This is a genomic window from Pseudoalteromonas peptidolytica, assembly GCF_012641745.1.
GTDB lineage: Bacteria > Pseudomonadota > Gammaproteobacteria > Enterobacterales > Alteromonadaceae > Pseudoalteromonas > Pseudoalteromonas peptidolytica.
Map to the genome: position 1 here is coordinate 55,795 of NZ_WEHZ01000021.1, position 26,718 is coordinate 82,512.

Genomic DNA, 26,718 nt, shown 5'->3' on the forward strand with positions numbered 1-26,718 from the left:
GTATAGCCGTAACTCAAATGTCTTGGTAAAATCTTCGACAATTTTTACAAAACGAGCATTAAGATGGGCAGAGCATTTGAAGTCCGCAAAAACGCCATGGCAAAAACGGCGGCGGCAAAAACAAAAGTAAACTCAAAATACGGAAAAGAGATTTACGTTGTTGCTAAAAATGGCGGCGCAGATCCTGAAACTAACTTGTCGTTACGTCGTTTAATCGATAAAGCAAAAAAAGATCAAGTTCCTGCGCACGTAATCGACAAAGCAATTGAAAAGGCAGCCGGTGGTGCCGGTGAAGACTACACGCCAGCACGTTACGAAGGATATGGCCCAGGTAACAGCATGATCATCGTTGACTGCCTAACAGATAACATGAATCGTACTATCAAAGATGTACGCTTACCGTTTACCAAAACTGGCTCAAACCTAGGAAGTCCAGGTTGTGTTGCGCATATGTTTGATCACTTTGCAATCCTTGGCTTTGCAGGTGATGATGACGAGTCAGTTTTGGAAGCGCTAATGATGGCTGATGTCGATGTGACTGACGTGGAAGTAGAAGACGGTCAGGTATCGGTTTTTGCTCCACATACTGAGTACTTCAAAGCAAAAACTGCATTAACAGAAGCATTTGAAGGCATCACATTTGAAGTGGATGAAATCACTTGGGTGCCGCAAACACATGTAGAAATAGATGATGCAGAAGCGATTGAAACATTCGAAAAGCTAATCAATATGCTAGAAGATGTCGATGACGTACAAAACGTTTATCACAATGCGATCATAAAAAGATAATATCTACGCTTACGTTCAAAGTAGATAGAAGGCCGACATTGTTCGGCCTTTTTATGTGGTGGTAGCTTAGCGTAAGTGTTGGTTCATTGTGTGAGTGCGTATCAGGGCGATAGGAAATAACAACAATAGTGCTTGAGAACTAATATAAATAATCCAATTTACATGTCTGGCAATGGGGAAATACCCTTCGCCATTATTAGCAAAGAGCCAAAATTGTCCGATGATAGCATCAGCAACCATGGCTAGAATAAAGCCAAGGGCAACAGCATAATTTAGTCGCAAGCCAAGACGTAAATTTTGAACCGCTAACCAGCCACCAAACACCGCAAGTAACGCCACCAAAAAGCTATAGCCAGCACTTAAAAGCAATGAATATAAACTTATATTAGGTAAATAGAGTTGGTAATAACTCAGTGAAGACAACACTGCTGCCACGACGATTAATAGCGTAGTTTGGGTGATTGTGAGCGAGAACTCCCGTTTGAGCATTCTAACGAGTAGCCACAGCAAAAGACCATAACCTGATGCAAATAACCAAATTGAGTCAATGAGGTAGTCGTGCTTTATTACGGTATCTTGGCGATGGTAAATCTGTAAGGGGTTAACATTGATGAGATCTCCACCGCTACATAACAGCAGCGCGACCCAACAGAGTTTGATGTCCAAATACAGCGCAGTAGTGCCAACACTCAAGCTAGCTTGCCTAATACGCCATCCCAAGTGTAATAACAGCAGCACTGACACCGCTGGAAGCCACCACTGTAGCAGCGCTTGGTGACTGTGCCACAGTGCACCATTACCAAAGATAGCCATAATAAATGCGATGCCAAGCAAACTTAGGACATGTAATTTATAGTGTTGTTTAGCCAGTATTGGTTCCAATTAAACTCCGTTTTACATTATATCGACTGTGCTGGGGCGTTATGCCAGCTTTAAAGCGCTCTGGTATAAATTAAGGTAAACTTAAAAAACAATATGTTAGCTCACTCCTCATTTAAACTATAGTTATAACCTGAGTCTGGGACAATAACTTGTTATCCAACCGCTGTTATCCCTTGTTACTGCGTTAAACTGGTTTGTAATAGACTAGCTATTGACGCACAAATGTACCTTGTATTAAAAAATAACTTCTTACTCCAAGTTTAGGTTAACTAGACGAAGCTGTATCAATTTACAATACAATCATTTACAGTATTTATCTTGCAGATGTATTACATTGCTACTTTTTCAAAGGGTAACTTGCTCATGTCAAATCTTAAACTCAATATTGCGCTTTCTTGTTCGGTTCTTGCATTAGCTTTTTCTGGGTTTAATGTTATCCAAACAAAGCTAGCGACTAGTCCTGTTGCAACTCAAGTCTATCCTGCACCCGCTTATCAATCTACAGAGCAGGCAACGCAATACCATGTCTTTGCAAACACAGCGAACGAGCAAACTCAAGATATTGCTGCGCTATTGACCCGAATCGATAAGCTAGAGTCACGTATACAAGCGCTGTCGATGGAAAAGTCAGAAATGTTGTCTGAACAAGCGCCTCAAGAATTTGAATCTTTGGTGTTTTCGTTAATAGAAAAGCGTGAGCAGCAAAAAATAGCAGAAATGAAAGCAGAAAATCCAATTTATGGGTTTTATGAAGACTTACCAGAAGACTATGAAATGCGGATCAAAACCGATCCTGAGTATGCAGGCCAAGTAAGTAACGAATTAAAACAGAAAATCCTCAATAGCAGCCTACCAGCAGCAGAGCGTTTAGCTGCAATGAGTCAGTTACAAATGAATATGTTTATGCTAAACCGCAATGACTTAGAGCAATATGATTACCAAGCGGTAGAATCCATTCTTAATATGACGCACAGTATGAGCGATGAAAAGTTAAGATTACAAGCATTAGAGCTAGTGTCACGCACTCCTATTGTTGATGAGCGTTTGTCACAATCGTTTGTGAAAATGCTTGAACAAGAGCAGAACGATTACGTAAAGAGCTTAGCTGCTGAAGGGCTGATGTCACAATATTTTCAGTCTGGATCAGACCCTAAACAGCAGAAGAAAATCGCGCAAGATTTGTTGTCTCTTTATGAAAACGCAGCAGATCCAAAGGTCAAAGCAATCTTGAAAAACTTGATGGGTGACGAGCGTATGCTAGAAGAGCTAAAAAGCCAATCTAATGGGTAATAGGGCCTGTTAACCTTTCAAGTTTGTTATTGCAGCGGTTTTATCGGTATTTATACAAGGCAGAGCCTAGACAGACCCTAGGTTGATGCTGATCCGTTGTCTGCCTTAATCTAAAGCATCGTCGATGAGGCAAATGTGTTGCCAATTAGCAACACATTTGCCTTTTGTATTTATTTCCTACCAAAAAATCTATCGAATATAGATTAACATTAGCATGAGTGTTTATATCTGATTGATATTTATGAGCTTATCATTTTTCTATGTTGTAAATTATGTCGATGGCTTTTTCGCTACAATGGCAACAGAACCATTGTTTTGATGCTTTTTCGGCAAATTTACTCTCCTTTCAAAAGACCTCTTATTGACTATGTCGCTTTTATGCGACAGTTTAACTTTATGAATTAATTAACTTTTTTCTATCTTCTTCGGATTAGTGTTGCTAAATGGCAACAACGCTACTGAATCGACTCTGAATGCGATCATATAAATAAATTTAACATATTGAAAAGTATTGCTTTTTTAATTTTGGCACTAAAGTTGGAATGGCCATAGCGACAGTAATACCAATTTGCTTAATTAAGTGGTCTATTTTGAGGCGAGAAAACCTTGTCGATAACTAGGCAAAAATTTTGATATTTAGTTGTTCTAAATGAGAAATTTTTAACGCTGTTAGCGTCAGATTTACTCCTTCAAATTGAGCAAGTATTAAGTCAAATTGGTATAAGCTTCAACACGCACGGTGGGGAGCAGGCATAACAAGTTTAGTTATTTTAGAGGAGTCAAATATGAAAACGTTAGCAATCACATTATCAACTCTTGTACTTTCTTTTGTATCTATCGCAGCTCATGCCAATGCAGACTTTGATAAATACGATACCGATGGAGATGGGTATATTTCTTTAGGTGAATCTAAAGCGAATCCAAATTTAATGGCGCAGTTTAAAGACCTTGGCGCGGATCAAGATGGGCAGTTAAGCCAGTCTGAATTTAACGACTTCAAAGGCTAATAAAAGAGTGTAATTCCAAATAATCTAGCATGATAAGGAGAATAGTGATGAAACTTAGAACAGTATGTGCAACAACGATTGGCGTATTAGTGAGCACAATGGCACTTGCGGCGACCTTGTCATTTCAAGATGTAGACAAAGATAAAGATGGTCAAATAAGTCAGCAAGAGGCTTCGATGTCCTCCTCACTACTTGGTCAATTTGAGAAGTTGGATGCGGACAAAAATGGTCAGCTTAGTGCGTCTGAATTTTCTAATTTTAAAGGTTAGGAGGGATCATGAAACCACTAATCACTCTCTGTTTGGCCATTACGGCACTAGGGTCAAGTGCTGTCATAGCAGCCGAGTTTAGCGACTTTGACCTAGACCAAGATGGGTTCATCTCAAAAAGCGAAGCCGCATTATCAGATTCACTCGCGGCTATTTTTGATAAACTAGACAGCAATGAAGACGGTAAGCTGTCTCCACAAGAACTAATACCACTTAATTAAGATAATTGGTTTTAGCCTCTAAGCGTGGAGCACTATGTCATCACTAACCTAGCTGTTTAGCTGAGTTGGTGATGACAAAAAGAACAAAACCTCATGTGAACCACTAGTTAACCTACTCATTAATCCAGCGACGCTCTCTGATCCATATTTTCATTTTAGGAAAACCCGCTTTAGGGCATGTCATTTCCCATGCGTCGAGCAGTGGATAGCCAAGTCCACCGCCGCTCTTAAAGGCATCAATTAAGTTTGAGGATGCCCCCTTATAGCCATCTTGGTGTAGTACGACTTCAATTGGCAATCCAATATGTTGGATTGCGGCCACAGACCAAGCAATTGCTGCCATTTCTTCAGCGTGCATGGCTTGCTTTTCTCTGCCATTTTTTAGTCCGTTTTTATACACATCTTCATGTAGTTGCTTGCGATATATAGGCTCGCATACTGCAATATGGCCGCTTTCATGAAGTATATCACCTGGGTACATGAGTTTATCGGTATCAATATAAAGCGTGCCCATGACAGTTTTTAAACCAGGTAAAAATGTGTCTGCTTCTACTGAGTGGAGTTTGTAAGGTAAGTTTATTTCGCTAAGAAAATCACAGATACGTTGTGTATGCTCGTGCATGGTACATCCTTAAACTGCGCAGTGAGATCTACGTGAGTGTAACTCAAGGCTGCCGCTACGCAAATTACTTTAGATTACAATGCCAAAAACGCAGGAGGTGAAGGCACGTATGCGTTAGGTTAAAATCGAGTGCCAACGAGCAAAAAGGTGTCTAATGAACACGGTTGTGTTTTACTATGTTGCTGGCCCCACACAGAGCGTGTCTATAGTGTATGAGCGTATCAGCGCTACGATAAAAACAAGGACTTTATAATGCAGCTTTCTACATTACTTAATATTTCAATTCCTATGATCCAAGCGCCAATGGCAGGCGTGCAAAATTGGCGCTTAGCAGCCGCAGCAAGCAAGGCTGGAATTTTAGGCTCAATCCCATGTGGCATGCTTAACGCAGAGCAGGTGGTGTGTGAAATAAAAAACTTTAGGGCACAAACATCCAAGCCGTACAACCTTAACTTTTTTTGCCATGATATGCCCAAGTTGGATACGCAACAGCAAAGTAAGTGGCTACAAAAACTAGCACCATATTATGCTGAATTTGGCCTAACACCCGACAATGAGGTCGGTGTACTTAGGAGGCCATTTGATGAGGAGATGGCTGAGGCGATTGCTCCTTACAGACCTCCAGTTATCAGCTTTCACTTTGGTTTACCAAAGTCAGAACTGGTGGCAAAGGTAAAGTCTTGGGGAGCGACGATTTTATCTTCAGCAACAACAGTCGAAGAGGGAATTTGGTTGGCAAAAAATGGTGCAGACATTGTGATCGCTCAAGGAATTGAAGCTGGTGGTCACCGAGCAACGTTTACTGAAGCTAAACTTGATGAGCAATTGCAAACAAAACAATTGGTAGCACAGCTGGTTGAGAAGTTACCTATTCCGGTGATTGCCGCAGGTGGCATTGCTTCACATCAAGATGTGTTGATGATGCAAAAACTTGGTGCATGTGGAACACAAGTAGGTACTAGTTTTTTACTCTGTGATGAAGCTGACACCACGCAAGTTCATCGTCATGCACTTAAATCATTAGCTGAGCCTTCTGCTGTGACAAATGTATTTTCCGGTCGACCAGCTCGTGGGATTGAGAATCGGCTAATGCTTGCACTTGATTTTATCTACGAGCAAACACCAAGCTTCCCATACGCATCTGCTGCGTTGACACCTTTACGCGTTGCAGCCGAAAAGCAAGGGAAAGGTGACTTTAGCCCGCTTTGGAGCGGTAGTAACCGACGAGGATGTCAGGAAGTCAGTATCGAAGCAATGGTCGCTATCTTGAATGGAAAGTAATACGTGCTTCTAATGCGATAGAGTTTTCTGGATACAGGCTAATTTAGCAGCGTAGGGTTTATATTTTGGATTAATATTGATTTAACATATTTGACACATTTCGAGTTTATGCTCTAGCGTTTTATGACAGGGCGATGATTATCGTGCCTTGCGCTTTATCACTTGAGAATAGCAAAGTGATCCTCAAGTGATGTATTTGTTATCGACAATAATAAACACGGAGTCGTGCATGAGACATTCTATTTTAGCCGTTGCGTTATTCGCTTCATTTTCTTCACTAGCAGCCCCAAAGTGTCCCAACATCAGTGAGCTAGAAACACAGTATGCTGCCCCTAATATGGAAAAGCGCAGCTTTTCTAATCACTTTAATAAGTATTTATCTTGGCTACCGAGCTACCATATGGTGCATGATCAAGTAACAGCAAGTGGTACCGTAACCCAGATCACCGCAAAGTTTGATTATGGTAGTATCACCCATAAAGATTTAGAGTTTGAAGCTGTGGAGTTTTACTATCGCAGTGAGTCAGACTCGAACTGGCATTATCTTGGGGAGCAAACGACAAATGGCGATGGCAAGGCCTTTATTTCTTTGCCAGCGCTACCTGCAGGACAGTATCGTATATACGCTGGGGTGCCCGCTGACGGTACTGGGGCGCAGGGTTATGTCACCGTGGTAGAGCCTGGGACTCAAGCTGTGTTGTTTGATATTGATGGCACCTTAACAGAGTCCGATGCGGAGCAAATCGGCGACTATACAGGAATAGATCACGCCTCACCAAAAGACGGAGCATACGATCTAGTCCGTCATTATTTAGATTTGGGTTATCAACCTGTATTTTTGACGGCGCGCGTATATTGGTATGCAAAAGGGACACGCGGTTGGTTAAATTGGATGGGCCTACCGCAAGGGTTTTTGCGCACCTCTTTGAGTAACGAAACCAGCTTATTCAAAACGGCTGAGTATAAAACCGCTGAAATTAATCGCCTAGAAGCACAGGGTATAGAGGTCGTGCGCGCCTACGGTAATGCAAAAACAGACGCTGAAGCTTTTATTAAAGCAGGGATCCCAGCATCACAGGCTTTTACCATAGGTGCTGATGCAGGGCATTACGGTACAACGCCGATTACAGGAAATAGCTATCGTGTTCATCTTGATGGCTTGGCAACCTATCCGCATGCAGATTGTCAATAAACGCTGATCCCGAAGCTTGGATAAGCCAGCTTGCTTCTTATCCAAGCTTCAGATAGACAATAAACCAGCAGCAACAATTTAAAGTGTAGATATTCAGTTACTAATTTTCTCATTCTGCATCCTTTTTATATTTACATTTGTTTACCTTTGATTCATTAAAATTTCATTTAACACATCATTCTGGCTTGACCTCTGACCATTGTCCTCTACAGTTGTATTGTTATTAAATTGTAACAATTGGAGCAAGTACATGAAAAGGTTAATTCTTGGCGCCCTATTTGGGGTATTGGCAATCGTGGGATCCCCCGCGCACAGTGAAGAGCAGCTAACATATCCGGTGATATTAGTGCACGGGTTGTTTGGCTTTGATAATTTGCTGGGTGTAGATTATTTCTATCGCGTCCCGCAAGTTATTCAAGAAGAAGGTGGTCAGGTATACGTTGCACAAGTATCTTCTGCCCATAATTCAGAATTGCGTGGCGAGCAGTTGTTGGCGCAAGTCGCAATAGTGAGAGCATTAACAGGGCAAGAAAAAGTTAATTTAATCGGCCACAGCCAAGGTGCACAAACTATCCGCTATGTGGCCTCGGTAAAACCTGAGTGGGTAGCGTCTGTAACCAGTATCGGCGGCGTTAATTGGGGCAGTCGATTTGCGGATGTTGTGCGTGGTGGCGTTGATAGTGGCTCATTCTCAGAGCAGTTTTTAGCTTCCCTTGCTAACGCGCTTGCAGGACTAATTGATTTACTGTCAGGTAAGTCAGGCGTACCAAAAGACGCGCTAGAAGCACTCAGCGCCTTAACAACAGAAGGAACCTTGGCATTCAATCAAAAATATCCTGAAGGTGTGCCGAGTAGCTACTGCGCTGAAACACAAAGCCTAGCCAGTAATGGCGTACATTATTTTTCTTGGAGTGGCAGCAAAGCATGGACGAATGTTTTTGACCCTGCCGACAATGCTTTGGCCTTGTTCTCACAAGTATTTGATGAAGCCAACGATGGTTTGGTGTCGGCTTGCTCTAGTAATTTAGGCCAAGTGATTAATAACCAATTCAAAATGAACCACTTAGATCAGGTAAACCAAACAATTGGCATTCACCATCTGTTTGAAACTGATCCATTAACAGTTTACAGACAACATATCCGCCGCTTGAAGGCATTAGCATTATGAAAAAGTGGAGCCTGCTGCTTATCGTATTTCTGAGTATGTTACTGATTTTTACTCAGCAGCAACGGTCAAGTCATTTCCCCCAGTTAGTGACAGCACCTGCTCTTAAATACGAACAGAGTAAGGCTCCACAATCTATCAATTCGGTATCTGTGAGTGCTGAGTGCAAGCCTTTCAGTAAAGAGGATAAATATCTAATCGATGACTGGCTTTTTGCATTACAGAATTTACAAGAAGTTGAGAAGTGGGCTGATCACCTAAGTTTATTGCCTGAGTGTCTTCATCAAATAGCTGGTAGATATGTGGAGTTTAAACAAGCATTAGGGCAAGTGGATGAGCACCTTAATTTGTTAGAGCGGCTTGAGCAATTGCACGCCTTACAGCGTCGTTTTTTTACCAAAGAGCTAATTGTGCTGTGGTTTGAGGAGGATAACGCATGGGATAGGCAAACAGTGAACCGTTGGCAGATTTTATCAGACACTCGCTTAAGCGATGCGCAAAAACAGCAACTTATAGAAGCAAATATCAGTCAGCTTTCAAAGCCCGAGCAGTCTTTGTTTCGTGCGACGGCGCAGCTTCATGATTTACACGCTAACCTCAAGCAACGAAGTTACAACGAATTAAGTGCTGATTTTGGTGATGACGTTGCGATGCGTGTGCTTGAAGTAACACAGCAAGACCTAGATTGGCAGCAAAAGCTGCACACGTTTCAAGCGCAAAAACAAACCATTTTAGCCGAGTATGGTAATACCCCAATGGCAACAGAGCAGATTGAAGCCCTATTAATAAAGAGTTTTACTGAAAATGAACGCAAGCGAGTGGCTGTATTGACCAAATGATCCATGCTGATAGGCACAAAGCGTGTTGTAGCGTGCGTTGTTAGCTGTACTGACAAATTATTGCTGTATATAAGTCGCGATTGACAGGGGTTAAGTTTTTTACATAGTGTATGGTATAAAATATGAAGTCGATTAAATCGCTAGGGCAGCGTACTCATCAAAACCCCAGGGATCTAGCGATTTTATAAGTTATTTAAAAATATGGAAAAACTTCTTTTCTTTGTCAGTTAAACGGGCATTAAACCCCATTTAACTGATAGTTAGCGGAAAACAACAATCCGTACTAGGGTTGTTGTGCCTTGAAAGCAAGGCTGTCGCGCCTCCCGCAGGCGCGTGGATTGAAACTCGTTCAAGCCAGTATCTTTTGCCAAGCGCATAGTCGCGCCTCCCGCAGGCGCGTGGATTGAAACGGTAGTTTTAAAAGATCCGTTTACGGTAGGATTAGTCGCGCCTCCCGCAGGCGCGTGGATTGAAACCGCCCGTCATAACGATAATCGCCATACAAATCAAGTCGCGCCTCCCGCAGGCGCGTGGATTGAAACAGCACCTCTCCACGCCACAAGTCTGAACTCACTTTGTCGCGCCTCCCGCAGGCGCGTGGATTGAAACAACTTTATTAAGTGCATCCCCCGCAAAGTCCAGGTCGCGCCTCCCGCAGGCGCGTGGATTGAAACTTTGGCATCATGCCTAAGACAGCCGAGGCGGATGGTCGCGCCTCCCGCAGGCGCGTGGATTGAAACAGAAATGGTGAGCGGTGCGCGGTTCACTACATCGTCGCGCCTCCCGCAGGCGCGTGGATTGAAACACTATCGTGACTAATGATGTAATCATCGGGAAAGTCGCGCCTCCCGCAGGCGCGTGGATTGAAACCCCGTGCCCAATCTGCCAATCATTGGCTGGGGTGTCGCGCCTCCCGCAGGCGCGTGGATTGAAACCGGTTAAAGGGCGCGTCAATGCGGCTGGCGCAACGTCGCGCCTCCCGCAGGCGCGTGGATTGAAACCTATATTTAGCTTTTAGGAATAGCTAGGATTTTAGTCGCGCCTCCCGCAGGCGCGTGGATTGAAACCAAGTTGTTATGCACTCTTGTCAAACACGACTGGTCGCGCCTCCCGCAGGCGCGTGGATTGAAACTTAGTCGGGCATGTAACCAACCTCAATTATTAGAGGTCGCGCCTCCCGCAGGCGCGTGGATTGAAACACGAATTGCGGTCATAGTTTTTCCTCCCAGATCAGTCGCGCCTCCCGCAGGCGCGTGGATTGAAACATCAATCAGATTTTGAGTGATAATGGCACTTCGGTCGCGCCTCCCGCAGGCGCGTGGATTGAAACGCCTGTATTTGAGTATGTATCTATTGAGTTGAGAGTCGCGCCTCCCGCAGGCGCGTGGATTGAAACAAAATACCACGAACCCAGATGATGGCGATGATGTGTCGCGCCTCCCGCAGGCGCGTGGATTGAAACTCTATAAGCTCTATCAAGCCGCGCTCGTCTTTGCGTCGCGCCTCCCGCAGGCGCGTGGATTGAAACACTTAACCTAACGGAAGGGTGGGCGGAAATAGTGTCGCGCCTCCCGCAGGCGCGTGGATTGAAACACAGTGTCGCCCTCAGCTACAAGAGCGATGCCTCGTCGCGCCTCCCGCAGGCGCGTGGATTGAAACTTCCATGCTTCGGCTCGGGCATACTTTGAAATATTGTGTCGCGTCTCCCGCAGGCGCATAAGGTTATTTTCATTTGAGGGCTAGCATAACAAAGGAGTAACGCTTTAAACTTTTTGCCTAAGTCACATATCAAGATAAGGTGTAATACCAATTTGACTTAATACTTGCTAAATTTGAAGGAGTAAATCTGACGCTAACAGCGTTAAAAATTTCTCATTTAGAACAACTAAATAGCAAAATTTTTGCCTTGCCGACAGGACGTAGGTACCTCGGCGTGAGCAGGACGCGGAAGCGGTGTTATCGACAAGATTTTCTCGCCTCAAAATAGACCACTTAATTAAGCAAATTGGTATAACAAATGAGAATTGAACCAGATTTATGGCAACTATACTTGGATGTGTATTTTAGACCAATACGGCCACTGCGCTTTGAAGCTTCAGGGGCGATTATCAGCCTCTGGAATCCTAGCGGTGAGATACAAAGTGCAACTAAGAATGAGCGGCTTTCACGATTTTGGCAAGGGGCTTTACAGCGTGCCAATAGGCCTTATCAATTACTTTGGGGTGGTGATAAACCCATGTTATACCGAGAGCTGAGTGTTTTTATTCGTTGCGATGTGGCTTTAGCATTTAAGTGGGCTTCGCGGTTGGATCAGCTAGGGTTTTATTATGTGCAACAGGATAAACAGCTACGTCTCTATAATAGCCGAGACATTACACAAACTGAATTGGTAACAGGTGAAATGCAAACGCGTCTGTGTTTTACTCCTTTGCCTAGAACCAATCTGGCGTTGCAATAATTTGAGTCAGCGCTTGGCGTGTAACCTAGCTTTGCCGACAGGCGCAGGTCTTGTTGCCAGAGTAGGGCTAAAGCCTCAGGCTAGATACAACAGGGTCTAGTGTAGACCCTGTTGAGTGAGCGCGGTTATTTTAGGTCAAAGCGGTCCAGTTGCATGACTTTTACCCAAGCTGCGATAAAATCATCAACAAACTTCTGCTTGGCATCGTCTGAGGCATACACTTCTGTAACTGCACGAAGTTCAGAGTTTGAGCCAAAGATTAAATCCACAGGTGTTGCCGTCCACTTGATTTCACCAGTTTTACGGTCACGACCTTCATATAAGCCCTCTTGACCATCTACTTTCGACCACTTGGTTGACATATCAAGCAGGTTGACAAAAAAGTCGTTACTTAATTGTCCTGGTTTGTCGGTAAATACGCCGTGATCAACACCTTGATAGTTGGCATCTAACGCACGTAGACCTCCAAGTAACACGGTCATTTCTGGCACGGAGAGATCTAGCATATTGGCTTTGTCTACCAACATGTCAGCTGGTGACATATAGGCATCCTTACTGTAGTAGTTACGAAATGCGTCGGCTTTTGGCTCTAAGTAGCTAAACGAGAGCACATCAGTTTGTGCTTGTGAGGCATCTGTTCGACCTGGGGTGAACGGTACACTGATGTTGTATCCGGCATCACTTGCTGCTTTTTCAATAGCAGCGGCACCACCTAATACAATAAGATCCGCGATAGATACTGCTTTTTTGCCTGCGCGTTTATTGAAGCTGGTTTGAATGTCTTCCAGCTTGGCCAGTACTTTTTTTACCTCTTCTGGATTGTTAATTTCCCAGCTGATCTGTGGCTCAAGACGTAAACGCCCGCCATTTGCACCACCTCGCATGTCAGTCACACGGTGACTTGATGCTGCTGACCATGCGGTTCTGATAAGCGCTTGTGTTGTCAGGCCAGAGTCGAGAATAGATTGCTTCAGCGTCTTAATATCTTTATCGTCAATTGTCTGGTGATCAGCTTGAGGAATAGGGTCTTGCCATGTAAGTACTTCACTCGGTACTTCAGCGCCGATATAACGGGCGCGTGGTCCCATATCTCGGTGTGTTAGCTTAAACCAAGCCTTTGCAAAGGCCTCTTCGTATTGCTTTGGATCTTTGCGAAAACGCTCAACAATTTTGCGATATTCAGGATCTTCTTTTAGCGCGATATCTGTAGTAAACATAATAGGTGCATGGCGCTTACCTTTTATGTGTGCATCTGGTACTAAGTTGGCTGCGGCCTTGTTATCTGGGATCCACTGTGTTGCTCCCGCTGGGCTTTTCGTTATTACCCAGTTAAAGTTCATCAGATTATCTAAGTAGTTTGTTGACCACTGAGTTGGGGTTACTGTCCAAGCGCCTTCTAAACCACTGGTTGTTGTATCTGCACCTTTACCGGTTCCGCACTTGTTTTTCCATCCAAGGCCTTGCTCTTCTATTGCTGCTGCAGCGGGTTCTTTACCCACACAGTCAGACGGTTTTTTGGCTCCATGTGCTTTACCGAACGTATGGCCACCGGCGATAAGCGCAACAACTTCTTCGTCGTTCATTGCCATGCGTCCAAATGACATGCGAATATCTTTTGCTGCAAGGAGTGGGTCTGGTTTGCCATGGGGACCTTCAGGGTTGACATAAATTAGTCCCATTTCAACTGCGGCAAGCGGCCCTTTCAATTTGCCTTTTTTGTCGCGTCGCTCGTCTTTTAAGAAAGCATCTTCAGGGCCCCAATAAACGAGATCTGGCTCCCAGTCATCTTGACGACCACCAGCAAAGCCAAAGGTTTTAAAGCCCATTGACTCAAGTGCTACGTTTCCTGCAAGTACCATAAGATCCGCCCAAGACAGACTACGACCATACTTTTGCTTGATAGGCCATAATAGTCTTCTTGCTTTGTCTAGATTGGCATTGTCTGGCCAACTATTTAAAGGATCAAAACGCTGCTGACCACCTGCTGCACCGCCTCTACCGTCATGAACACGATACACTCCTGCGCTGTGCCAAGCCATGCGGATCATAAATGGACCATAATGCCCCCAATCGGCTGGCCACCAATCTTGTGAGTCGGTGAGTGTGCGTTCAATATCCTGTTTAACCTGTGTTAGGCCAAGCTTGCTAAATTCGGCTGCGTAGTCAAAGTTTGCTCCGTATGGATTTGATTCTGGACTATGCTGTCTTAGAGGGCTGAGGTTTAATTGTTCTGGCCACCAAAATTGGTTGGTTTTTGCTTCGCTTATCGCTGCAAAACTTGGTGCAGATAAAGTCGTTGTCACTGCAAGTGCAACAGCTGATAACATCGTTCTTGATTTTTTGTTCATGGGTGCTCCCCTTTGAATAAATTGGTCGTAACGTTCGCGTTAAACTTTAGTTCACAAATCAAAAAGAGAAAATCCAGAAAAATAAATCACAGCATTCGGAAAAATGAATCATTATTTTTTATTAAATAACAGTGATTTACCTTTTATTTGTAATTTCGCTTAAGTTAGATCAAAATTATAAGAAACTTATAAAAATACCTTTCAATATTTTTTTTGATAACTAAAGGTTAATTTTTTGATGTTCAATGTTGGATTTTGATGGTGGATCAAACAGTTTTTAAAAAAGCATTGTTATGGAATTTGAGCGAAGTGAAGACAAATACGACGATTCAAGCAAATGTCTAAAGGTTGGTAACTTTTCTGAACAAAAAGCTTAAAACACGCAAACTACTCGTTTGCATGTTTTTTTGCCATGACTGAAAATAGTAAGGGAACTTGCTGACCTTTGTGAAGTAACTGGAAACCATGTCCAGGCACAGCCTCAAGCCCGTCAAAACAGTTATACGGACTAAAAGGATGTTCGTCGAAGTGTGTGATTGTAAGGCCTACTTGCATTAGTGCAGTGAGCACCTCGCCGATTGAGTGAGGCCAAGTAGCGATGGTTTGAGTATCGCTTTGTTGGTTTTCGGTGTAAGTAGCCTCTGTTGTTACATCGGGTTGCTGCTTTGCAAAGTATGAGTAGCCCATATTAAGATCAATACTTGGGTGAAATTCAACAAAGCAAAATTGACCTCCCGGTTTCAGGGCATTGGCTATCGTGGTGGCCCACGATGAAAGGTCGTGCAGCCAACAAATCGTACCATAGGATGCAAATACAATATTAAATTTGTCGGTATTGGTGCTGCCAAACTTTTCAATGTCCTGACAAATAAAAGTTGCATCCAGCTTTGTTTGCTGTGCTAGTGTATTCGCGCGCCTAATGGCCTCTTGCGAGAAGTCGACGCCCGTAACTTTGGCACCAAGTCGAGCAAGTGAAAGTGAATCCAAGCCAAAATGACACTGCAAGTGAAGTATGCTTTGCTCAGACACACTCCCCAATAACTTACATTCAATTGTATTTAGTGAAGATTTTCCCGCTAAAAAACTATTTACGTCATAAAACGTCGAATCAAAGTGCGCAATCGCTCTTTCTTCCCAAGCTTTTCTGTTTAGAGAAAGGTAATCCATATTGATCATCCTTAAAAAATTAATTTCTAAATAAACATTACTACGTACTGCTGCTAATACGCTCGCAATTATACTGATAAGGGCTCAATGAGTGCTATTCATACCGTGAGCAAATTTGAGATAAGTCGGTCATAATAAGTAAGTACACGCTACTGAAGCGAAAAAGTATTGTTAGTTAGGTAATCTGCGTTTCTTGCTAATATATGCTCACACTTTCCAAGTAATCGCCATAGAAAGTACGTTTAATATAGCAAGCGTAAAAAAGTTGCTGAAAAATAAAACCCCATTTTTTCATAGGGTTAGTTTGTACCATGAAGGGTTGTAAATGAAGTGAATATGCTTTTCACCTCTCAAGTTGGTCTAAGTGTTAATTTAATAGTTAAAAGCACACTGAGGTCGGCTGACCTCAGTGTTTTATCGAGTTCAGGTGATTTACTACTTCTTCGGATCGTGCTTATCAAACCACCACTGAATGTACGCCACTTTATTTAAAAGATTAGATGGTCTTTTGGTAATACCGTGCGAAGCGTCTGGGATTCTCACCATCGCGGTTTCTACTCCTTGCAGTTTTAGCGCTTGATAATATTGCTCCGTTTCTGAAATTGGTGTGCGATAATCTGCTTCCCCTGTCAGTAGCATAGTCGGTGTTTTCACGTTACCTACATAGCTAATTGGCGAGCGCTTCATATAATGATCCAAATGCTCCCATGGCTTACCAGGAAACCAATAATCTGCAAAAAATGGATAGAAATCAGCAGTTAACACAAAGCTATACCAGTTGATCACAGGCTTTGCTACTACAGCGGCGGCAAATCTGTCGGTATGGCCAACAGTCCACGCAGTTAATACGCCACCACCAGAACCTCCGGTAACAAATAAGCGGCTTTTGTCTATATATCCTTCACCAATTAAGTGATCTACGCCAGTCATTAGATCGTCAAAATCATGGCTGGGGTAATTATGGTGAATAGTTTGTGCAAACTCTTTGCCGTAGGAGTCGCTACCGCGTGGGTTCATATACAGTACAACATTACCTTGAGCTGCAAAAAGCTGAACTTCAGCGCTAAAATGTGGGCCATAATTAGCAACTGGGCCGCCGTGGATCTCAAGCACAAGTGGATACTTGTTAGATTTATCAAACCCAGGAGGGTAGGCGACCCATGCCTGAATTGGCAATTGATCATGCTTTGACTTTAACCAGACCTCTTCAACGGTTGCCAGTGTTTTATCGCCTAAAGCATCTTCATTTAGTGCTGTGATAGGCCTTGGCTCGCCGCGCTTAACGATGGCAACGTCGGCGGGTCGTAGCGGATCTGCCAGTGTAAATGCAACTAGGCCACGGTCGCTAATGGCATAATCGCCACCTGAATATGGACGTCCAAAGCTAACACTACCAATGGCATCGGTTATTTGTTCAAAACGTCCCTTTAAAGGCTGAAAAGCTAAAGTGGTTTTACCTTGATTATCGTAGCTAACATAGACTCCACGGCTATTGGCTGCCCATGTAACGGAGTCGAGACTTCTATCTAAATCGGTGGCATAGGTTTTGGTCTCACCAGATTTGAGGTCTTTGATGTAGAGTAGGCTGTTTTCATAATTGGTTTTTTCATCGTCATAGCCAAGGTAGGCAAGGTAGCGACCATCTGGTGAGACGGCAGGGTGGTTATCTGGCCCCTTTCGGTCGGTTACTGCAGTGATTTCAAGCGAGCTTAAGTCTAGCTTGTAGACTTCGCTATTGGTTGGGTTTAGTTGGTTGTCCTGATGGCGATTAGCTGAAAAATATAGGGTTTTTCCATTGTCAGCAAAGCTTAGTACGCCGCCATGATTAAAATTACCAGAGGTGATTTGTTTGGCATTCCCACCATTGGCATCCAGCTTAAAAATATGATTAAAACCAGAGTCTGTATAGCCTGCGCCATCAGCACGGTAATACACATCATCAATAAACACGGGGGGCTTTGCCCACTTTGCACCTTCAGGCTTGCCTTTTATGGAAACTGGAGGTGCTTTTTGGCTTGGTACAAATTGGCTAAAATAGAGGCTTTTGCCATCTGGTGACCAGTGCAGCCCTGATGGGCCATGAGTTAAGTTACTGATTTTTGCAATGGCACCGGTATCTAGCCATTTCACATAGATTTGGCTGCTACCATCACGAGTGGAGATGAATGCGACTCTGTCATTGCTCGGTGACAGAACTGGAGCATAGTCCATGTGGAGGCCAGAAGTCACAGGCTGCATCGCGTTTGTTGACAGATCAACAGACCAAATATTGCTGACTTTTCTGTCGCTTTTGATGTCCATGCGGTTACGCACGAAGAATACCTTGTCGCCGTTGTTGCTGATGTCTATTTGATTGGCGTATTCAAGGTTAAAAATATCGGTTGGTTGTAGCGGAGTAGCTTGCAGTGTCCATGCCGTACTGGCGATAGCTGCGCTTACTAAAAAGTGTTTCATAGCTGATCCTGTTGCTTATTATTTTCTCTACTATGGCGTTTATAACGGCTTAATCAACTCTTTGCGATGAACGCGCTGCTGTTTACTAATACAATGCTGTATTTCTCTGACTCTGGCCTAATGCAAGCAGATTTAACCCTATAGCAGGGTGTAATAACTTAAGAGAGTAAGCTGTTACCTCACGCTTAGGTTATACCAATAAGCCTTAATACTTGGTCAATGTGAAGGAGTAAATCTGACGCTAACAGCGTTAAAAATTTCTCATTTAGTACAATTAAATAGCGAAACTTTCTCGCCTCAACATAGACCACTTAATGAAGATAATCGGTATTACTGAATATTCCTGATGTCGAAATATGTGCTGTAACTTTGCTCTTTATTAAAAAATCACTTTACCTAAACTTAACTTTAGGTTTTATGGTATGCAGCGTATCAACAACACATCGAAGTGCGCACCGAGCGCAAAGTAAGGAATAGTATATGTATTTAGAGCATGTAAACTTAGTAGTAAGCGACCTAAAAGCAACACTGGCATTTTATCAAGCGGCTTTTCCACATTGGAAGGTGAGAAGTCAGGGGCAAGGAGAGTGGCACGGAAAATCACGGAATTGGCTGCACTTCGGCGATGACTATCACTATATTGCATTTAGCGATCACGGAGAGGGGCAAAACAGGGTACTTACAGGTCACCAAGTTGGCTTTGCACACTTTGCCTATGTTGTACAAAATATAGCAAGTGTTGTAAAGCGGCTAACAGAGGCGGGATACGACGTTGATAAAGTGGGTGCACAGCATCCATATAGAAAAAATGTCTATTTTATTGATCCTGCAGGTTTTGAAATTGAATTTGTTGAGTATTTAAGTGATTTACCAACGCAGCGCAACAGTGACTAGAGTCAAATTAAGTATTTCGCCACATCAATTCGAGAATTTACAGAGAAAATAGCCGCAAAGTTGCGTACAGAACCTGGCGGCTATTTGAGTTTGAAGGGCTTTATCCCTTAGTTTTGATAGTTTGACCAGCGTTTAATTTGCTCAAATACCGCTGGTGATGGTTCGCTTTCTTTCTGTACTGCTTGTCTATCACTGTGCATGATGGATTTCTGCATCCGAGACTCCATATCTTGCTTTACATGGCCGCTGTTCGCACCACTCCAAAATTGCGTAAAGTTGAGTATCAGACTTGACCATTCATCATAGTCATTGAGTACCGAGGTATTGTCATTGTCACCGTTAAGGTCAAAGTTGGTTAGGAGATCAGAGGTACTACCGTTACAGTCAAAGTCGATTGCCTCAGATTTATCGTTGTTTAGCCCTTTTGACTCATCGATATTCGCTTCATTTATTGGCTTATTATGACCATGCGAGTAGTCAATAATAAAATGTTCTAAGCCTTCTGCTGGGCTATTTACCAGTGCCGTTCCTTCAGGGAAGCAGTTTTCGTTACTATAAAACCATCGACTTAAGTACCGATCTCCTTCTTTATTCCCCACTGTTGGCAAGCCATCGAGTTGATATAGGTAGTTCATCACACTCACATGGTTTGGTTTGAAGTTTACATTTTCATTGCCACCATGATACAAGCCAAGGTTGTGACCTAGTTCGTGCATAATGGTGCCAGCTTGAAAGCTGTAAGTTACATTGGCTGCAATTTCTGAATCAACATTTAGCCCCCAATTACCAAGTGAAATCATCAAGTCATTGCCAAACAGTTCTGCTAAACCGGATGAACCTTGACTGCCGTTTTCTTTTTGGCTGTTGGCCATCAACATGTAGTGGAAAATAGGTTTACGTTTAAGGTCAAAATGCTTTGCTTTGTGATCCAGTACGCTAGGTGCGGCTTCTGTGCTGGCAAAAGTAGTGGTTTGTACAAAAGGAATTCGACTACCACCACCAAGGTCATAATGTGCCGGTGATAACCCATCTGCCTGATGGTATAAATTTCCTACATCAAAGTGTACCGCGATATTTTGTGCTGCAAAAGCTGCTTTCACTTTATCAAGGGCAGGTTTTTGCGGAATAATACCGGCATCTTCACTGTCCATGTAATCCACTTCAATAAAAATGTCTCTGATCCCAGCTCTTGCCCCCCATTCATATAAAGGTAAACCTGCAAAGCTGCCACCAGGCTGTTCAGCACAATCTGGGATCCCGTCTAAATCAGCATCCTCATCGCAAAGTACATCGTTTTTGCCACCTGGAGTGAAAAATGATGCAGGCTGCCAATCATCTATCGTATTACTGTCAATAAGCAAGTTTGTTCTAACTAAGCTTTGGCCTAACTGAGTAGAAATAGGCTGCATTTGATCACTTTGTTGCCACTGTGAAGCGGTCGCTGGCGTGTTCTGGCTTTCGCCAAAACGCACAAAATCAACGGTTTCTCCTTGCTTGTTTTGTAACTCTACGTATCCAGATTGATACCATGCCGGGGCGTACAAGCCTTCACCTATCAACATTAATTGCGACGAACTGGTGACGCTATTTTGCCACGTTTGCGGGCCATGCTGGTTTTGTATCACAATATACTCACCAGGTTGCAATAATAGCGCTGTTAATGGAAATACCCGCGTACCTCCATCAGTATAATTCTCAAGTGCAACGCTTTCGGCGACCAGCTGATACTGACTTAAGTCTATTGCTTCATTGGTACCGTTATATAACTCTACCCAGCGATTATCATCTATGAACTTGGATGATGAGATTTCAGTTATCAGTAAGTCTGTGTGTGCAGTGACAAAATTAATCGTCTGGGCTTGTGTCGCGCTTGTGCCATAATAATTTGTCACGGCATCTGTGATTATGAGCTCATACTGTGAACTGGCTTGCAGCGACTCGTTGGGTAGCAAGGTCAGAGTAAAATGTGCATCCTCTTGTGCTTGTCCAACGGAAAAAGGTACGCAAGTTTGGTCGTTCACCTTACGAAGTTGAATAGCGCCATTGCACTCAGGAGTCCCAATCTCAGTTACCCAAGATGCAGACATGTTGTCGTCGAAGCGCAGCACTAGCTCATCTGTTGTACTAAAGGGAGTCGTGTTAGACTCAGGGTAACTAGATAGTAATTGTGGCGCTGAGGTATCAACTACATCAATCAACACTTCAGCTTCGGTGGATAATGCGCCATCAGTTGCACTAAAACGCAACACTTCTCTATTAGTGCTATTTTTGTGTGGCGTGTAGCGGTATGTCTGTGTTGATCCATCAATTAGAGTAAGATCACCAGAAAGCGGTGGTTCATAAGTAACCGTAATGGCGTCACCCTCTGCGTCTTTGGCATCAAGGGTGAACTCAAGGGTATCATTAAACTCTACGTTGTAGGCACCGCCTGTCAGCTCAGGCGCTTGATTAACTTGTTTGATTGTAACCGAGACTCTTGATTCGGCTTTGTCACCATCATTGTCTGTAGCGCTGATTAAGAAAACGACATTGGTATCTTCTGAGACCTCAGGGGCAATAAATGAAAGACCTGAATCACTGAGTGTGAGGTCGATAACCTCTGGCCCTTCCGTTTGTTTTACGGTACGTGTTGCAACAGAGCCATCACTATCAGAAATTGTCACTGAACCACTGACGTAGCTTCTTTCGTCGGCACTGGACTCAAGTGCTGAAACTATCTGTGGCGGTGTGTTTTTATCGTCACCACCTGAGCCACCACAACCACTAAGGTGTAGCATCCCTAAACTTATCAAAGAAAGTTGGAATATTTTTTTATTCATTATTATTGATCCTGAACTATGGCGTACATCCGGCCATCAACTTACTTTTTTAGGGACATTAAGTACAGACTTGGGTGTGAATGAATGTAAAAATTCCGTATTAATTTACTAATTTGGGTTATATTTTTCCTGGAAAGAATGAAAGTTAAGCCAGTTATCAGCTAAAAGTGTATTAATTAACCCAAGAATCGGGGTGATTAATACCTCTCTGGCAGTCAGCTTTAGCGTTCACTGCGTCAATTTGCTTAGTTATTATCAAAATGCCCTAGATAAGGAAAAATTTGATGCGGGCTTAAAAACAATGAACTGGCGCACTTTTTATCCAAAGCTCAGGTTCGTTGTACCAAACACAGGTTATGGGGCTAGCATTCCAAATTTTTCATCGTTTACCCAGTGCCCAGCAATTTGATAGTTGTCCTTTAATGTGCCCTCTAGCTCAAAGCCGAGTTTTTTCAGCAGCCGATGTGAAGCTTGATTACCTTGAGTCACGGTTGCAACAAGCTTATGGTAATTACATTGCTGCCACGCGAGTGATAGCACCGCTTGAGAGGCTTCATAAGCGTAACCTTTTCCTTGAAACTCGGGGACTATCATAAAGCCCAGCTCTGCTTGTTGAAAAGGCGTCCACATACTTAAAAAGCCGTGAAGCCCTACGGCGATGCCGGTTGCTTTTTCCTCAATCACCAGCGTAAGCCAGCTATTGTCTTCCTTGCGCCACTGTCCAAGTCCTGCACTTAAGCGTGAGTTAAATTTCTCCCGTACTGTATCTTCGTTGGCTATATCACCGATATAGCGCATTACATCAGGGTGCTGGTGGAGTGCTTGCCAAAGCGCCCAATCGGACTCAAGAAGTGGGCGCAAAGTGAGTCGCTCAGTTGTTAGCAGCATGTATTATTCCTTAAATGATGAAATCCATCTCTGTAAAGTATCACAATCTACAGATTTATCATGCTTTTTATTTCTTGGATTAACGCAATGCTGGCCGCATTGTCACCGTGAACACATAAAGTATCGGCACGCAATGTCAGCGACTTACCTGATGCCGTAGTAACGCGACTATATTTGCGTAGTTGTTCAACTTGCGCTAGCAGTGCGGCTTTGTCATGCACCGCAAGTGGTTCGGAACGAGGTGTTAGAAGCCCATCGTCACGATAAAGCCTATCTGCAAAGGCTTCAAAAATTAGCGTGACACCGTGCTGCTCAGCGAGCTTTTGATGTATATCTTGTTTTGCACTGGCCAATATCATCAACTTCAGTTTTTTGGGGTAACACGCAATGGCGTCAAGAACTGTGGTCATCACAGCTTCTGATTTCATCATATCATTGTATAGTGCGCCATGTGGTTTTACGTAATGTAGACTCGTATGTTGCACCTGTGCCATCCCATCAATAGCTGCGATTTGATAATGCAGGTGATGTGTTAACTCTTGTGCACTGAGGGACATCGAGCGTCGACCAAACCCCTGCCGGTCTGGGTAGCTCGGATGTGCACCTAATATTACTTGGTGGTTTTTGACCAATGTCAGTGTCTTTGCAAGTACATCTGGGTCGCCCGCATGAAAGCCGCAAGCGACATTTGCCATATCAATATGTGGCATGACTTGTTCGTCTAAGCCCATCTTCCAAGCGCCAAAGCTTTCGCCTAAATCGCAATTTAACAACATGCTGTTTTCCTATTTGTGTACTGCTAATTCTAAATCTTGAATGTCTGTTACCAGCAAGTGATGTGGACAATTCATTATACAAAATTCAGGCGCGGCTTTGGTAATCGCTAACTGTGCCGTTAAACTGGAACCCCAAAATACCGGTAAGTGGTTGTGACTAAAAGTTAGAGGCTCTCCAAAATTAGGCTTACTAATATCGTCTATACCAACTTCTTGTGGTGTGCCAAAATGTAGTGGCATGGCAAAGGGAAGACGGCTTAGGGTCGCTGCTTGAATTGTCTTGATTAAGTCTGGTTTCGACAGCGCCCGCATTGCGAGTACTTGTGTTGCGGTGTATTTACCAACTGGGTTACAGGGAATGTTACTGATGTAAAGAGGTAAGGGAGTGGTTGGGTTTACCGAGTGAGAAGCAATACCATACTGGTTGAGTAAGTAGTCAAAAGACAGGTAACTGGCGAAGAAAAATGTGACTAAATCATCTCGCCAAAGTTGCTCAATCTGCTGGCACTTTTGTGCTTGTTGTCCATCCTTAAAAATTTGATATTTGGGTATGTGGTGGCGAATATCAATCTCTTTCCCCAGCTCATCAGCACGAAAGCAACCGGGATCCGTTGGTGGTATAAGCAGTTTACAAGTTTCTGGATTTCGTTGGCAAAAGTTGAAAAAATCATAGGCTTCACGTTGTGGCAAAATGATTACATTGCACTGGGTGAAGCCTGGAACAAACCCCTTGGTTGGCCCGCTATAGTCCCCATCTTTAATCATTTTTCTGATTGCGTATGGTGCGCTCAAAGAAGCACTGGGATCCATAAAGTCTCCATCACTTATCTATAGTCACGGGTAGAGAACCTTGCGCTTTTGCTATGCCCAATAGCACTTTAGCCAACGCGGTATAAGCAGGACCCGAGACCTTGTCACCGTTAACTATATCTACATTATAGGCGTAACTCGCTAACACTGCGTCACTGAAAGGTGCAAACGTACTAATTTCATAAGGGGCTCTTAGGCTAATAAAAACCTGTTTTTTTGCCAATTGTTGACCTTGTTTCAGTAATTTTTGCAGTGCGGCGGGCTGCTCGTTTTTCGCAACACCATGCGCACGTAGTTTTTTAACGTCGTCCATCCCACCTATCTCTACAGCACTTTGTGGCGGAGAAGCATGAGCGGCAATGACCACATCAGCTTGTGACATTGCTTTGAGTGCAATATCAGGGTCGTATGCTTGTAAACTGGTACAAGTCACCGTTAGTGGATGTTGACTTATTGTCTGTAATGCTTGCTCAAGGGCCAAGCATTTTTGTCTGTCAGGCATTATCAGATGAAGCGTTTTAACGTCATTTGAAAGTGGTATCAGGCCTTCATTTTTTACTTGTGTGATTGCAGCTAGGGCGAGCTCAGCTTCTAATGCACGATGTTTCGGGTTGCCAAGTGTAGAGTGAGCGATTGCAACGGATGCCGCGGTATTGGGTATTTTATTTTTTAGGGTGGTAATACGGGATATCGACTCATTCAGTTGGCTTTTATCAAGCCTACCGCTTTTAGCGGCTTGAACCAGCTTACTCATATATTGTTCAAAGCGTTCAATGTCTTTAGGGCTTCTAATTGCAATCGGCATCAGTGCAATATCAACACCGGCGTTAAACGTTGCAATAGTGGCGTCAACTGGGTTAAAAAAGTCACTGATCCCGGCCATATCCAAAGCGTCCGTCACCGTCACCCCTTGGTAGCCAAGCTCGTGCCGCAAAAGTTGTGTCATAATTTGATAAGACATGGTAGCAGGCTTAATCATGCGTTGACCTTGGGAATTTACAAGTGTGCTGCTATCAAGTGCAGGGTATTGAATGTGTGCAGTCATGATCATACCAGGTGGATGTGCCTTTATGATCTCTGCAAATGGAAATACATCCTGACTATCAATCGTTTCGCGGTCGTGATCAACTCGGGGTAAACCAGTATGACTATCAACGTAGGTGTCACCGTGACCTGGAAAATGTTTTAACGCTGAGATCACGCCTGTGTCTTCAAATGCTTTTACTTGAGCAAGTCCTAACTTTGCGACAACGTCAGGCGTTTCGGAAAATGAACGTACATTGATCACTGGATTATTGGGGTTGCTGTTCACATCGACTGTTGGTGCAAAATTAACATTAATGCCTAAACTATGTAGTTCTTTACCAATTGCCTCAGCGACTTTTGTTGCATAGCTATCACCGTGTTGTAGGTAGGTTGCGCCAATACTCATGTTTCCAGTAAATGAGGTGGCTTGTTGACGATTAATGCGAGCAACCCGGCCGCCTTCTTGATCAATAGCCACAAATAAAGGAAGCTTGCTTTTACTATTTTGTGCAGCGCGTTGAAGTGCGTTACTGAGGCCAACGATTTGAGTCGTATCTTGTACATTCTCGGAAAATAAAATAGCACCACCAATCTCGTGTTGGCTAATTAATTCTGCCAATTCAGGGGGGAGCGTGGTCATCGGTATTCTGCAATCGGCACTGGCTTTTTTGTGGTCGTGACAGTAATAACGAAAGTCGAGCATTAACTTTTGTCCAAGCATTTGAGGTGTGGTTAGCGGTGCTGTTGTTTCAGAAGCAGTAGACGAAGAAGTGAAACTCATGAATGTGATAGTTCCTAAAATAGTTCCTAAAGTGGAGAGCAAAGATAATAATCGCACAATCAATAATAAACGCTGAATAAAATTGCCTACACTGTATCACTGATATGGAAGTGACTACAAAGTGCAAAACCTGAAAACAAACGAAAATATTGGTAACACGAGAAGGAGAAACCAATGAATAATCATATTGACTATATTGAATTGGCAGCAAAAGACTTACCCGCTACTCAGGCATTTTTTGAACAAGTATTTAACTGGCAGTTTGAATCATACGGGCCTGATTATATTGCTTTTTCAAACGCAGGGTTGAATGGTGGTTTTTTTACAGCGCAAGGTAGCTCAAAGCAAGCTAACGGCGGTGCATTAGTGGTGCTATATAGTGATGACTTGGAATTAGCACAAAGTAAAGTAGAGCAAGCTGGAGGTGAAATAGTTAGAGCAATATTTACGTTTCCAGGTGGTCGCCGCTTTCATTTTGTTGAGCCAAGCGGCAATGAGTTGGCTGTCTGGTCTCAGTAGCCACAGCGCAACAGTATAATGTCATGTTAGCCAGATGGTTGGATATTACTCTTGTGGAGATCAATTTAACACGGCTACGGAATTGTCTCTGCTAGACAACAAGCAGTTATCTCGAGGTCTGTTACATTTTCTGTCAAACGCTTTGTAAAGCCTATTTACAGAGCGCTATCATTTACCATTATTGCTATTTAATTTCAGTTATCTTAATTAAGTGATGTATT

22 protein-coding genes and 1 CRISPR repeat array are annotated in these 26,718 nt (G+C 43.4%); of the genes, 12 read left to right on the plus strand and 10 right to left on the minus strand.

Annotated elements, in window-relative coordinates:
- The first annotated feature begins 63 nt into the window (after positions 1-63).
- The gene (locus tag F9Y84_RS14240) at positions 64-789 is read left to right on the plus strand and encodes a YebC/PmpR family DNA-binding transcriptional regulator (RefSeq protein WP_125252585.1); all 726 of its coding nucleotides are present in this window, start codon (positions 64-66) and stop codon (positions 787-789) included.
- Between the two features lie 66 nt (positions 790-855).
- Here F9Y84_RS14240 and F9Y84_RS14245 read toward each other — a convergent pair whose 3' ends face one another.
- On the minus strand, positions 856-1,671 hold the full coding sequence (locus F9Y84_RS14245) for a hypothetical protein (protein WP_147389920.1): 816 nt from the start codon (positions 1,669-1,671) through the stop codon (positions 856-858).
- 363 nt (positions 1,672-2,034) lie between these two features.
- Here F9Y84_RS14245 and F9Y84_RS14250 point away from each other — a divergent pair, with 363 nt between their 5' ends.
- From F9Y84_RS14250 to F9Y84_RS14265, 4 genes are all read left to right on the plus strand, one after another.
- On the plus strand, positions 2,035-2,961 hold the full coding sequence (locus F9Y84_RS14250) for a hypothetical protein (protein WP_147389919.1): 927 nt from the start codon (positions 2,035-2,037) through the stop codon (positions 2,959-2,961).
- Between the two features lie 785 nt (positions 2,962-3,746).
- Complete coding sequence (locus F9Y84_RS14255) at positions 3,747-3,968, plus strand: EF-hand domain-containing protein (RefSeq protein ID WP_147391258.1); 222 nt, start codon at positions 3,747-3,749, stop codon at positions 3,966-3,968.
- Between the two features lie 47 nt (positions 3,969-4,015).
- On the plus strand, positions 4,016-4,237 hold the full coding sequence (locus tag F9Y84_RS14260) for an EF-hand domain-containing protein (RefSeq protein ID WP_125252589.1): 222 nt from the start codon (positions 4,016-4,018) through the stop codon (positions 4,235-4,237).
- A gap of 8 nt (positions 4,238-4,245) precedes the next feature.
- A complete protein-coding gene (locus F9Y84_RS14265) occupies positions 4,246-4,458 on the plus strand; it encodes an EF-hand domain-containing protein (protein ID WP_147391257.1) in 213 nt (70 codons plus the stop codon).
- Positions 4,459-4,570: 112 nt separating this feature from the next.
- On the opposite strand, the gene F9Y84_RS14270 is transcribed toward F9Y84_RS14265, so the two are convergent.
- A complete protein-coding gene (locus F9Y84_RS14270) occupies positions 4,571-5,080 on the minus strand; it encodes a hypothetical protein (protein WP_125252591.1) in 510 nt (169 codons plus the stop codon).
- 252 nt (positions 5,081-5,332) lie between these two features.
- Here F9Y84_RS14270 and F9Y84_RS14275 point away from each other — a divergent pair, with 252 nt between their 5' ends.
- From F9Y84_RS14275 to F9Y84_RS14295, 5 genes are all read left to right on the plus strand, one after another.
- Positions 5,333-6,361, plus strand: a complete 1,029-nt coding sequence (locus F9Y84_RS14275; protein WP_147391256.1) for an NAD(P)H-dependent flavin oxidoreductase — start codon at positions 5,333-5,335, stop codon at positions 6,359-6,361.
- Between the two features lie 229 nt (positions 6,362-6,590).
- Positions 6,591-7,553: an LNS2 domain-containing protein gene (locus tag F9Y84_RS14280; RefSeq protein ID WP_128731908.1), complete on the plus strand. Its 963-nt coding sequence runs from the start codon at positions 6,591-6,593 to the stop codon at positions 7,551-7,553.
- Positions 7,554-7,803: 250 nt separating this feature from the next.
- Complete coding sequence (locus F9Y84_RS14285; RefSeq protein WP_147391255.1) at positions 7,804-8,721, plus strand: esterase/lipase family protein; 918 nt, start codon at positions 7,804-7,806, stop codon at positions 8,719-8,721.
- Entirely contained in the window at positions 8,718-9,557 is an 840-nt protein-coding gene (locus F9Y84_RS14290; RefSeq protein ID WP_147391254.1) for a lipase chaperone family protein, read from the plus strand. Before F9Y84_RS14285 ends, F9Y84_RS14290 begins: the two co-directional genes overlap by 4 nt.
- Before the next feature lie 313 nt (positions 9,558-9,870).
- Positions 9,871-11,216: direct repeats of the CRISPR family, unit length 32 nt; unit sequence GTCGCGCCTCCCGCAGGCGCGTGGATTGAAAC.
- A 358-nt stretch (positions 11,217-11,574) separates the two neighbouring features.
- Complete coding sequence (locus F9Y84_RS14295; RefSeq protein ID WP_147391297.1) at positions 11,575-12,015, plus strand: hypothetical protein; 441 nt, start codon at positions 11,575-11,577, stop codon at positions 12,013-12,015.
- A gap of 125 nt (positions 12,016-12,140) precedes the next feature.
- On the opposite strand, the gene katG is transcribed toward F9Y84_RS14295, so the two are convergent.
- From katG to F9Y84_RS14310, 3 genes are all read right to left on the minus strand, one after another.
- A complete protein-coding gene (gene katG / locus F9Y84_RS14300) occupies positions 12,141-14,363 on the minus strand; it encodes a catalase/peroxidase HPI (protein WP_167508306.1) in 2,223 nt (740 codons plus the stop codon).
- A gap of 387 nt (positions 14,364-14,750) precedes the next feature.
- The gene (locus F9Y84_RS14305) at positions 14,751-15,530 is read right to left on the minus strand and encodes a class I SAM-dependent methyltransferase (protein WP_147391296.1); all 780 of its coding nucleotides are present in this window, start codon (positions 15,528-15,530) and stop codon (positions 14,751-14,753) included.
- Between the two features lie 435 nt (positions 15,531-15,965).
- Positions 15,966-17,984, minus strand: a complete 2,019-nt coding sequence (locus tag F9Y84_RS14310; protein ID WP_147391295.1) for a S9 family peptidase — start codon at positions 17,982-17,984, stop codon at positions 15,966-15,968.
- Between the two features lie 480 nt (positions 17,985-18,464).
- Between F9Y84_RS14310 and F9Y84_RS14315 the strand changes: the two genes are divergently transcribed.
- Positions 18,465-18,878 carry a VOC family protein gene (locus F9Y84_RS14315; RefSeq protein WP_128732690.1) on the plus strand — a complete coding sequence of 138 codons (414 nt, stop codon included), beginning with the start codon at positions 18,465-18,467 and terminating at the stop codon, positions 18,876-18,878.
- Positions 18,879-18,985: 107 nt separating this feature from the next.
- On the opposite strand, the gene F9Y84_RS14320 is transcribed toward F9Y84_RS14315, so the two are convergent.
- The 5 genes from F9Y84_RS14320 to F9Y84_RS14340 form a co-directional block, all read right to left on the minus strand.
- Complete coding sequence (locus F9Y84_RS14320) at positions 18,986-21,697, minus strand: lamin tail domain-containing protein (protein ID WP_147390966.1); 2,712 nt, start codon at positions 21,695-21,697, stop codon at positions 18,986-18,988.
- A gap of 354 nt (positions 21,698-22,051) precedes the next feature.
- Positions 22,052-22,585, minus strand: a complete 534-nt coding sequence (locus F9Y84_RS14325) for a GNAT family N-acetyltransferase (protein WP_147390965.1) — start codon at positions 22,583-22,585, stop codon at positions 22,052-22,054.
- Positions 22,586-22,632: 47 nt separating this feature from the next.
- Positions 22,633-23,361 (minus strand): 5-oxoprolinase subunit PxpA, encoded by a 729-nt coding sequence (locus F9Y84_RS14330; protein WP_147390964.1) that lies wholly within the window; start codon positions 23,359-23,361, stop codon positions 22,633-22,635.
- A gap of 9 nt (positions 23,362-23,370) precedes the next feature.
- Positions 23,371-24,171, minus strand: a complete 801-nt coding sequence (locus F9Y84_RS14335) for a D-glutamate cyclase family protein (RefSeq protein ID WP_147390963.1) — start codon at positions 24,169-24,171, stop codon at positions 23,371-23,373.
- 10 nt (positions 24,172-24,181) lie between these two features.
- Positions 24,182-25,978 (minus strand): glycoside hydrolase family 3 protein, encoded by a 1,797-nt coding sequence (locus F9Y84_RS14340; RefSeq protein WP_147390962.1) that lies wholly within the window; start codon positions 25,976-25,978, stop codon positions 24,182-24,184.
- Positions 25,979-26,152: 174 nt separating this feature from the next.
- On the opposite strand from F9Y84_RS14340, the gene F9Y84_RS14345 reads away from it, so the two are divergent.
- Positions 26,153-26,497: a VOC family protein gene (locus F9Y84_RS14345; RefSeq protein ID WP_125252605.1), complete on the plus strand. Its 345-nt coding sequence runs from the start codon at positions 26,153-26,155 to the stop codon at positions 26,495-26,497.
- The last annotated feature ends 221 nt before the right edge of the window (positions 26,498-26,718 follow it).

Coding starts and splice junctions, on each gene's coding strand:
- F9Y84_RS14240 (WP_125252585.1), top strand. CDS start 64: ATGGGCAGAGCATTTGAAGTCCGCAAAAACGCCATGGCAAAAACGGCG.
- F9Y84_RS14250 (WP_147389919.1), top strand. CDS start 2,035: ATGTCAAATCTTAAACTCAATATTGCGCTTTCTTGTTCGGTTCTTGCA.
- F9Y84_RS14255 (WP_147391258.1), top strand. CDS start 3,747: ATGAAAACGTTAGCAATCACATTATCAACTCTTGTACTTTCTTTTGTA.
- F9Y84_RS14260 (WP_125252589.1), top strand. CDS start 4,016: ATGAAACTTAGAACAGTATGTGCAACAACGATTGGCGTATTAGTGAGC.
- F9Y84_RS14265 (WP_147391257.1), top strand. CDS start 4,246: ATGAAACCACTAATCACTCTCTGTTTGGCCATTACGGCACTAGGGTCA.
- F9Y84_RS14270 (WP_125252591.1), bottom strand. CDS start 5,080: ATGCACGAGCATACACAACGTATCTGTGATTTTCTTAGCGAAATAAAC.
- F9Y84_RS14275 (WP_147391256.1), top strand. CDS start 5,333: ATGCAGCTTTCTACATTACTTAATATTTCAATTCCTATGATCCAAGCG.
- F9Y84_RS14280 (WP_128731908.1), top strand. CDS start 6,591: ATGAGACATTCTATTTTAGCCGTTGCGTTATTCGCTTCATTTTCTTCA.
- F9Y84_RS14285 (WP_147391255.1), top strand. CDS start 7,804: ATGAAAAGGTTAATTCTTGGCGCCCTATTTGGGGTATTGGCAATCGTG.
- F9Y84_RS14290 (WP_147391254.1), top strand. CDS start 8,718: ATGAAAAAGTGGAGCCTGCTGCTTATCGTATTTCTGAGTATGTTACTG.
- F9Y84_RS14295 (WP_147391297.1), top strand. CDS start 11,575: ATGAGAATTGAACCAGATTTATGGCAACTATACTTGGATGTGTATTTT.
- katG (WP_167508306.1), bottom strand. CDS start 14,363: ATGAACAAAAAATCAAGAACGATGTTATCAGCTGTTGCACTTGCAGTG.
- F9Y84_RS14305 (WP_147391296.1), bottom strand. CDS start 15,530: ATGGATTACCTTTCTCTAAACAGAAAAGCTTGGGAAGAAAGAGCGATT.
- F9Y84_RS14310 (WP_147391295.1), bottom strand. CDS start 17,984: ATGAAACACTTTTTAGTAAGCGCAGCTATCGCCAGTACGGCATGGACA.
- F9Y84_RS14315 (WP_128732690.1), top strand. CDS start 18,465: ATGTATTTAGAGCATGTAAACTTAGTAGTAAGCGACCTAAAAGCAACA.
- F9Y84_RS14320 (WP_147390966.1), bottom strand. CDS start 21,697: ATGAATAAAAAAATATTCCAACTTTCTTTGATAAGTTTAGGGATGCTA.
- F9Y84_RS14325 (WP_147390965.1), bottom strand. CDS start 22,585: ATGCTGCTAACAACTGAGCGACTCACTTTGCGCCCACTTCTTGAGTCC.
- F9Y84_RS14330 (WP_147390964.1), bottom strand. CDS start 23,361: ATGTTGTTAAATTGCGATTTAGGCGAAAGCTTTGGCGCTTGGAAGATG.
- F9Y84_RS14335 (WP_147390963.1), bottom strand. CDS start 24,171: ATGGATCCCAGTGCTTCTTTGAGCGCACCATACGCAATCAGAAAAATG.
- F9Y84_RS14340 (WP_147390962.1), bottom strand. CDS start 25,978: ATGAGTTTCACTTCTTCGTCTACTGCTTCTGAAACAACAGCACCGCTA.
- F9Y84_RS14345 (WP_125252605.1), top strand. CDS start 26,153: ATGAATAATCATATTGACTATATTGAATTGGCAGCAAAAGACTTACCC.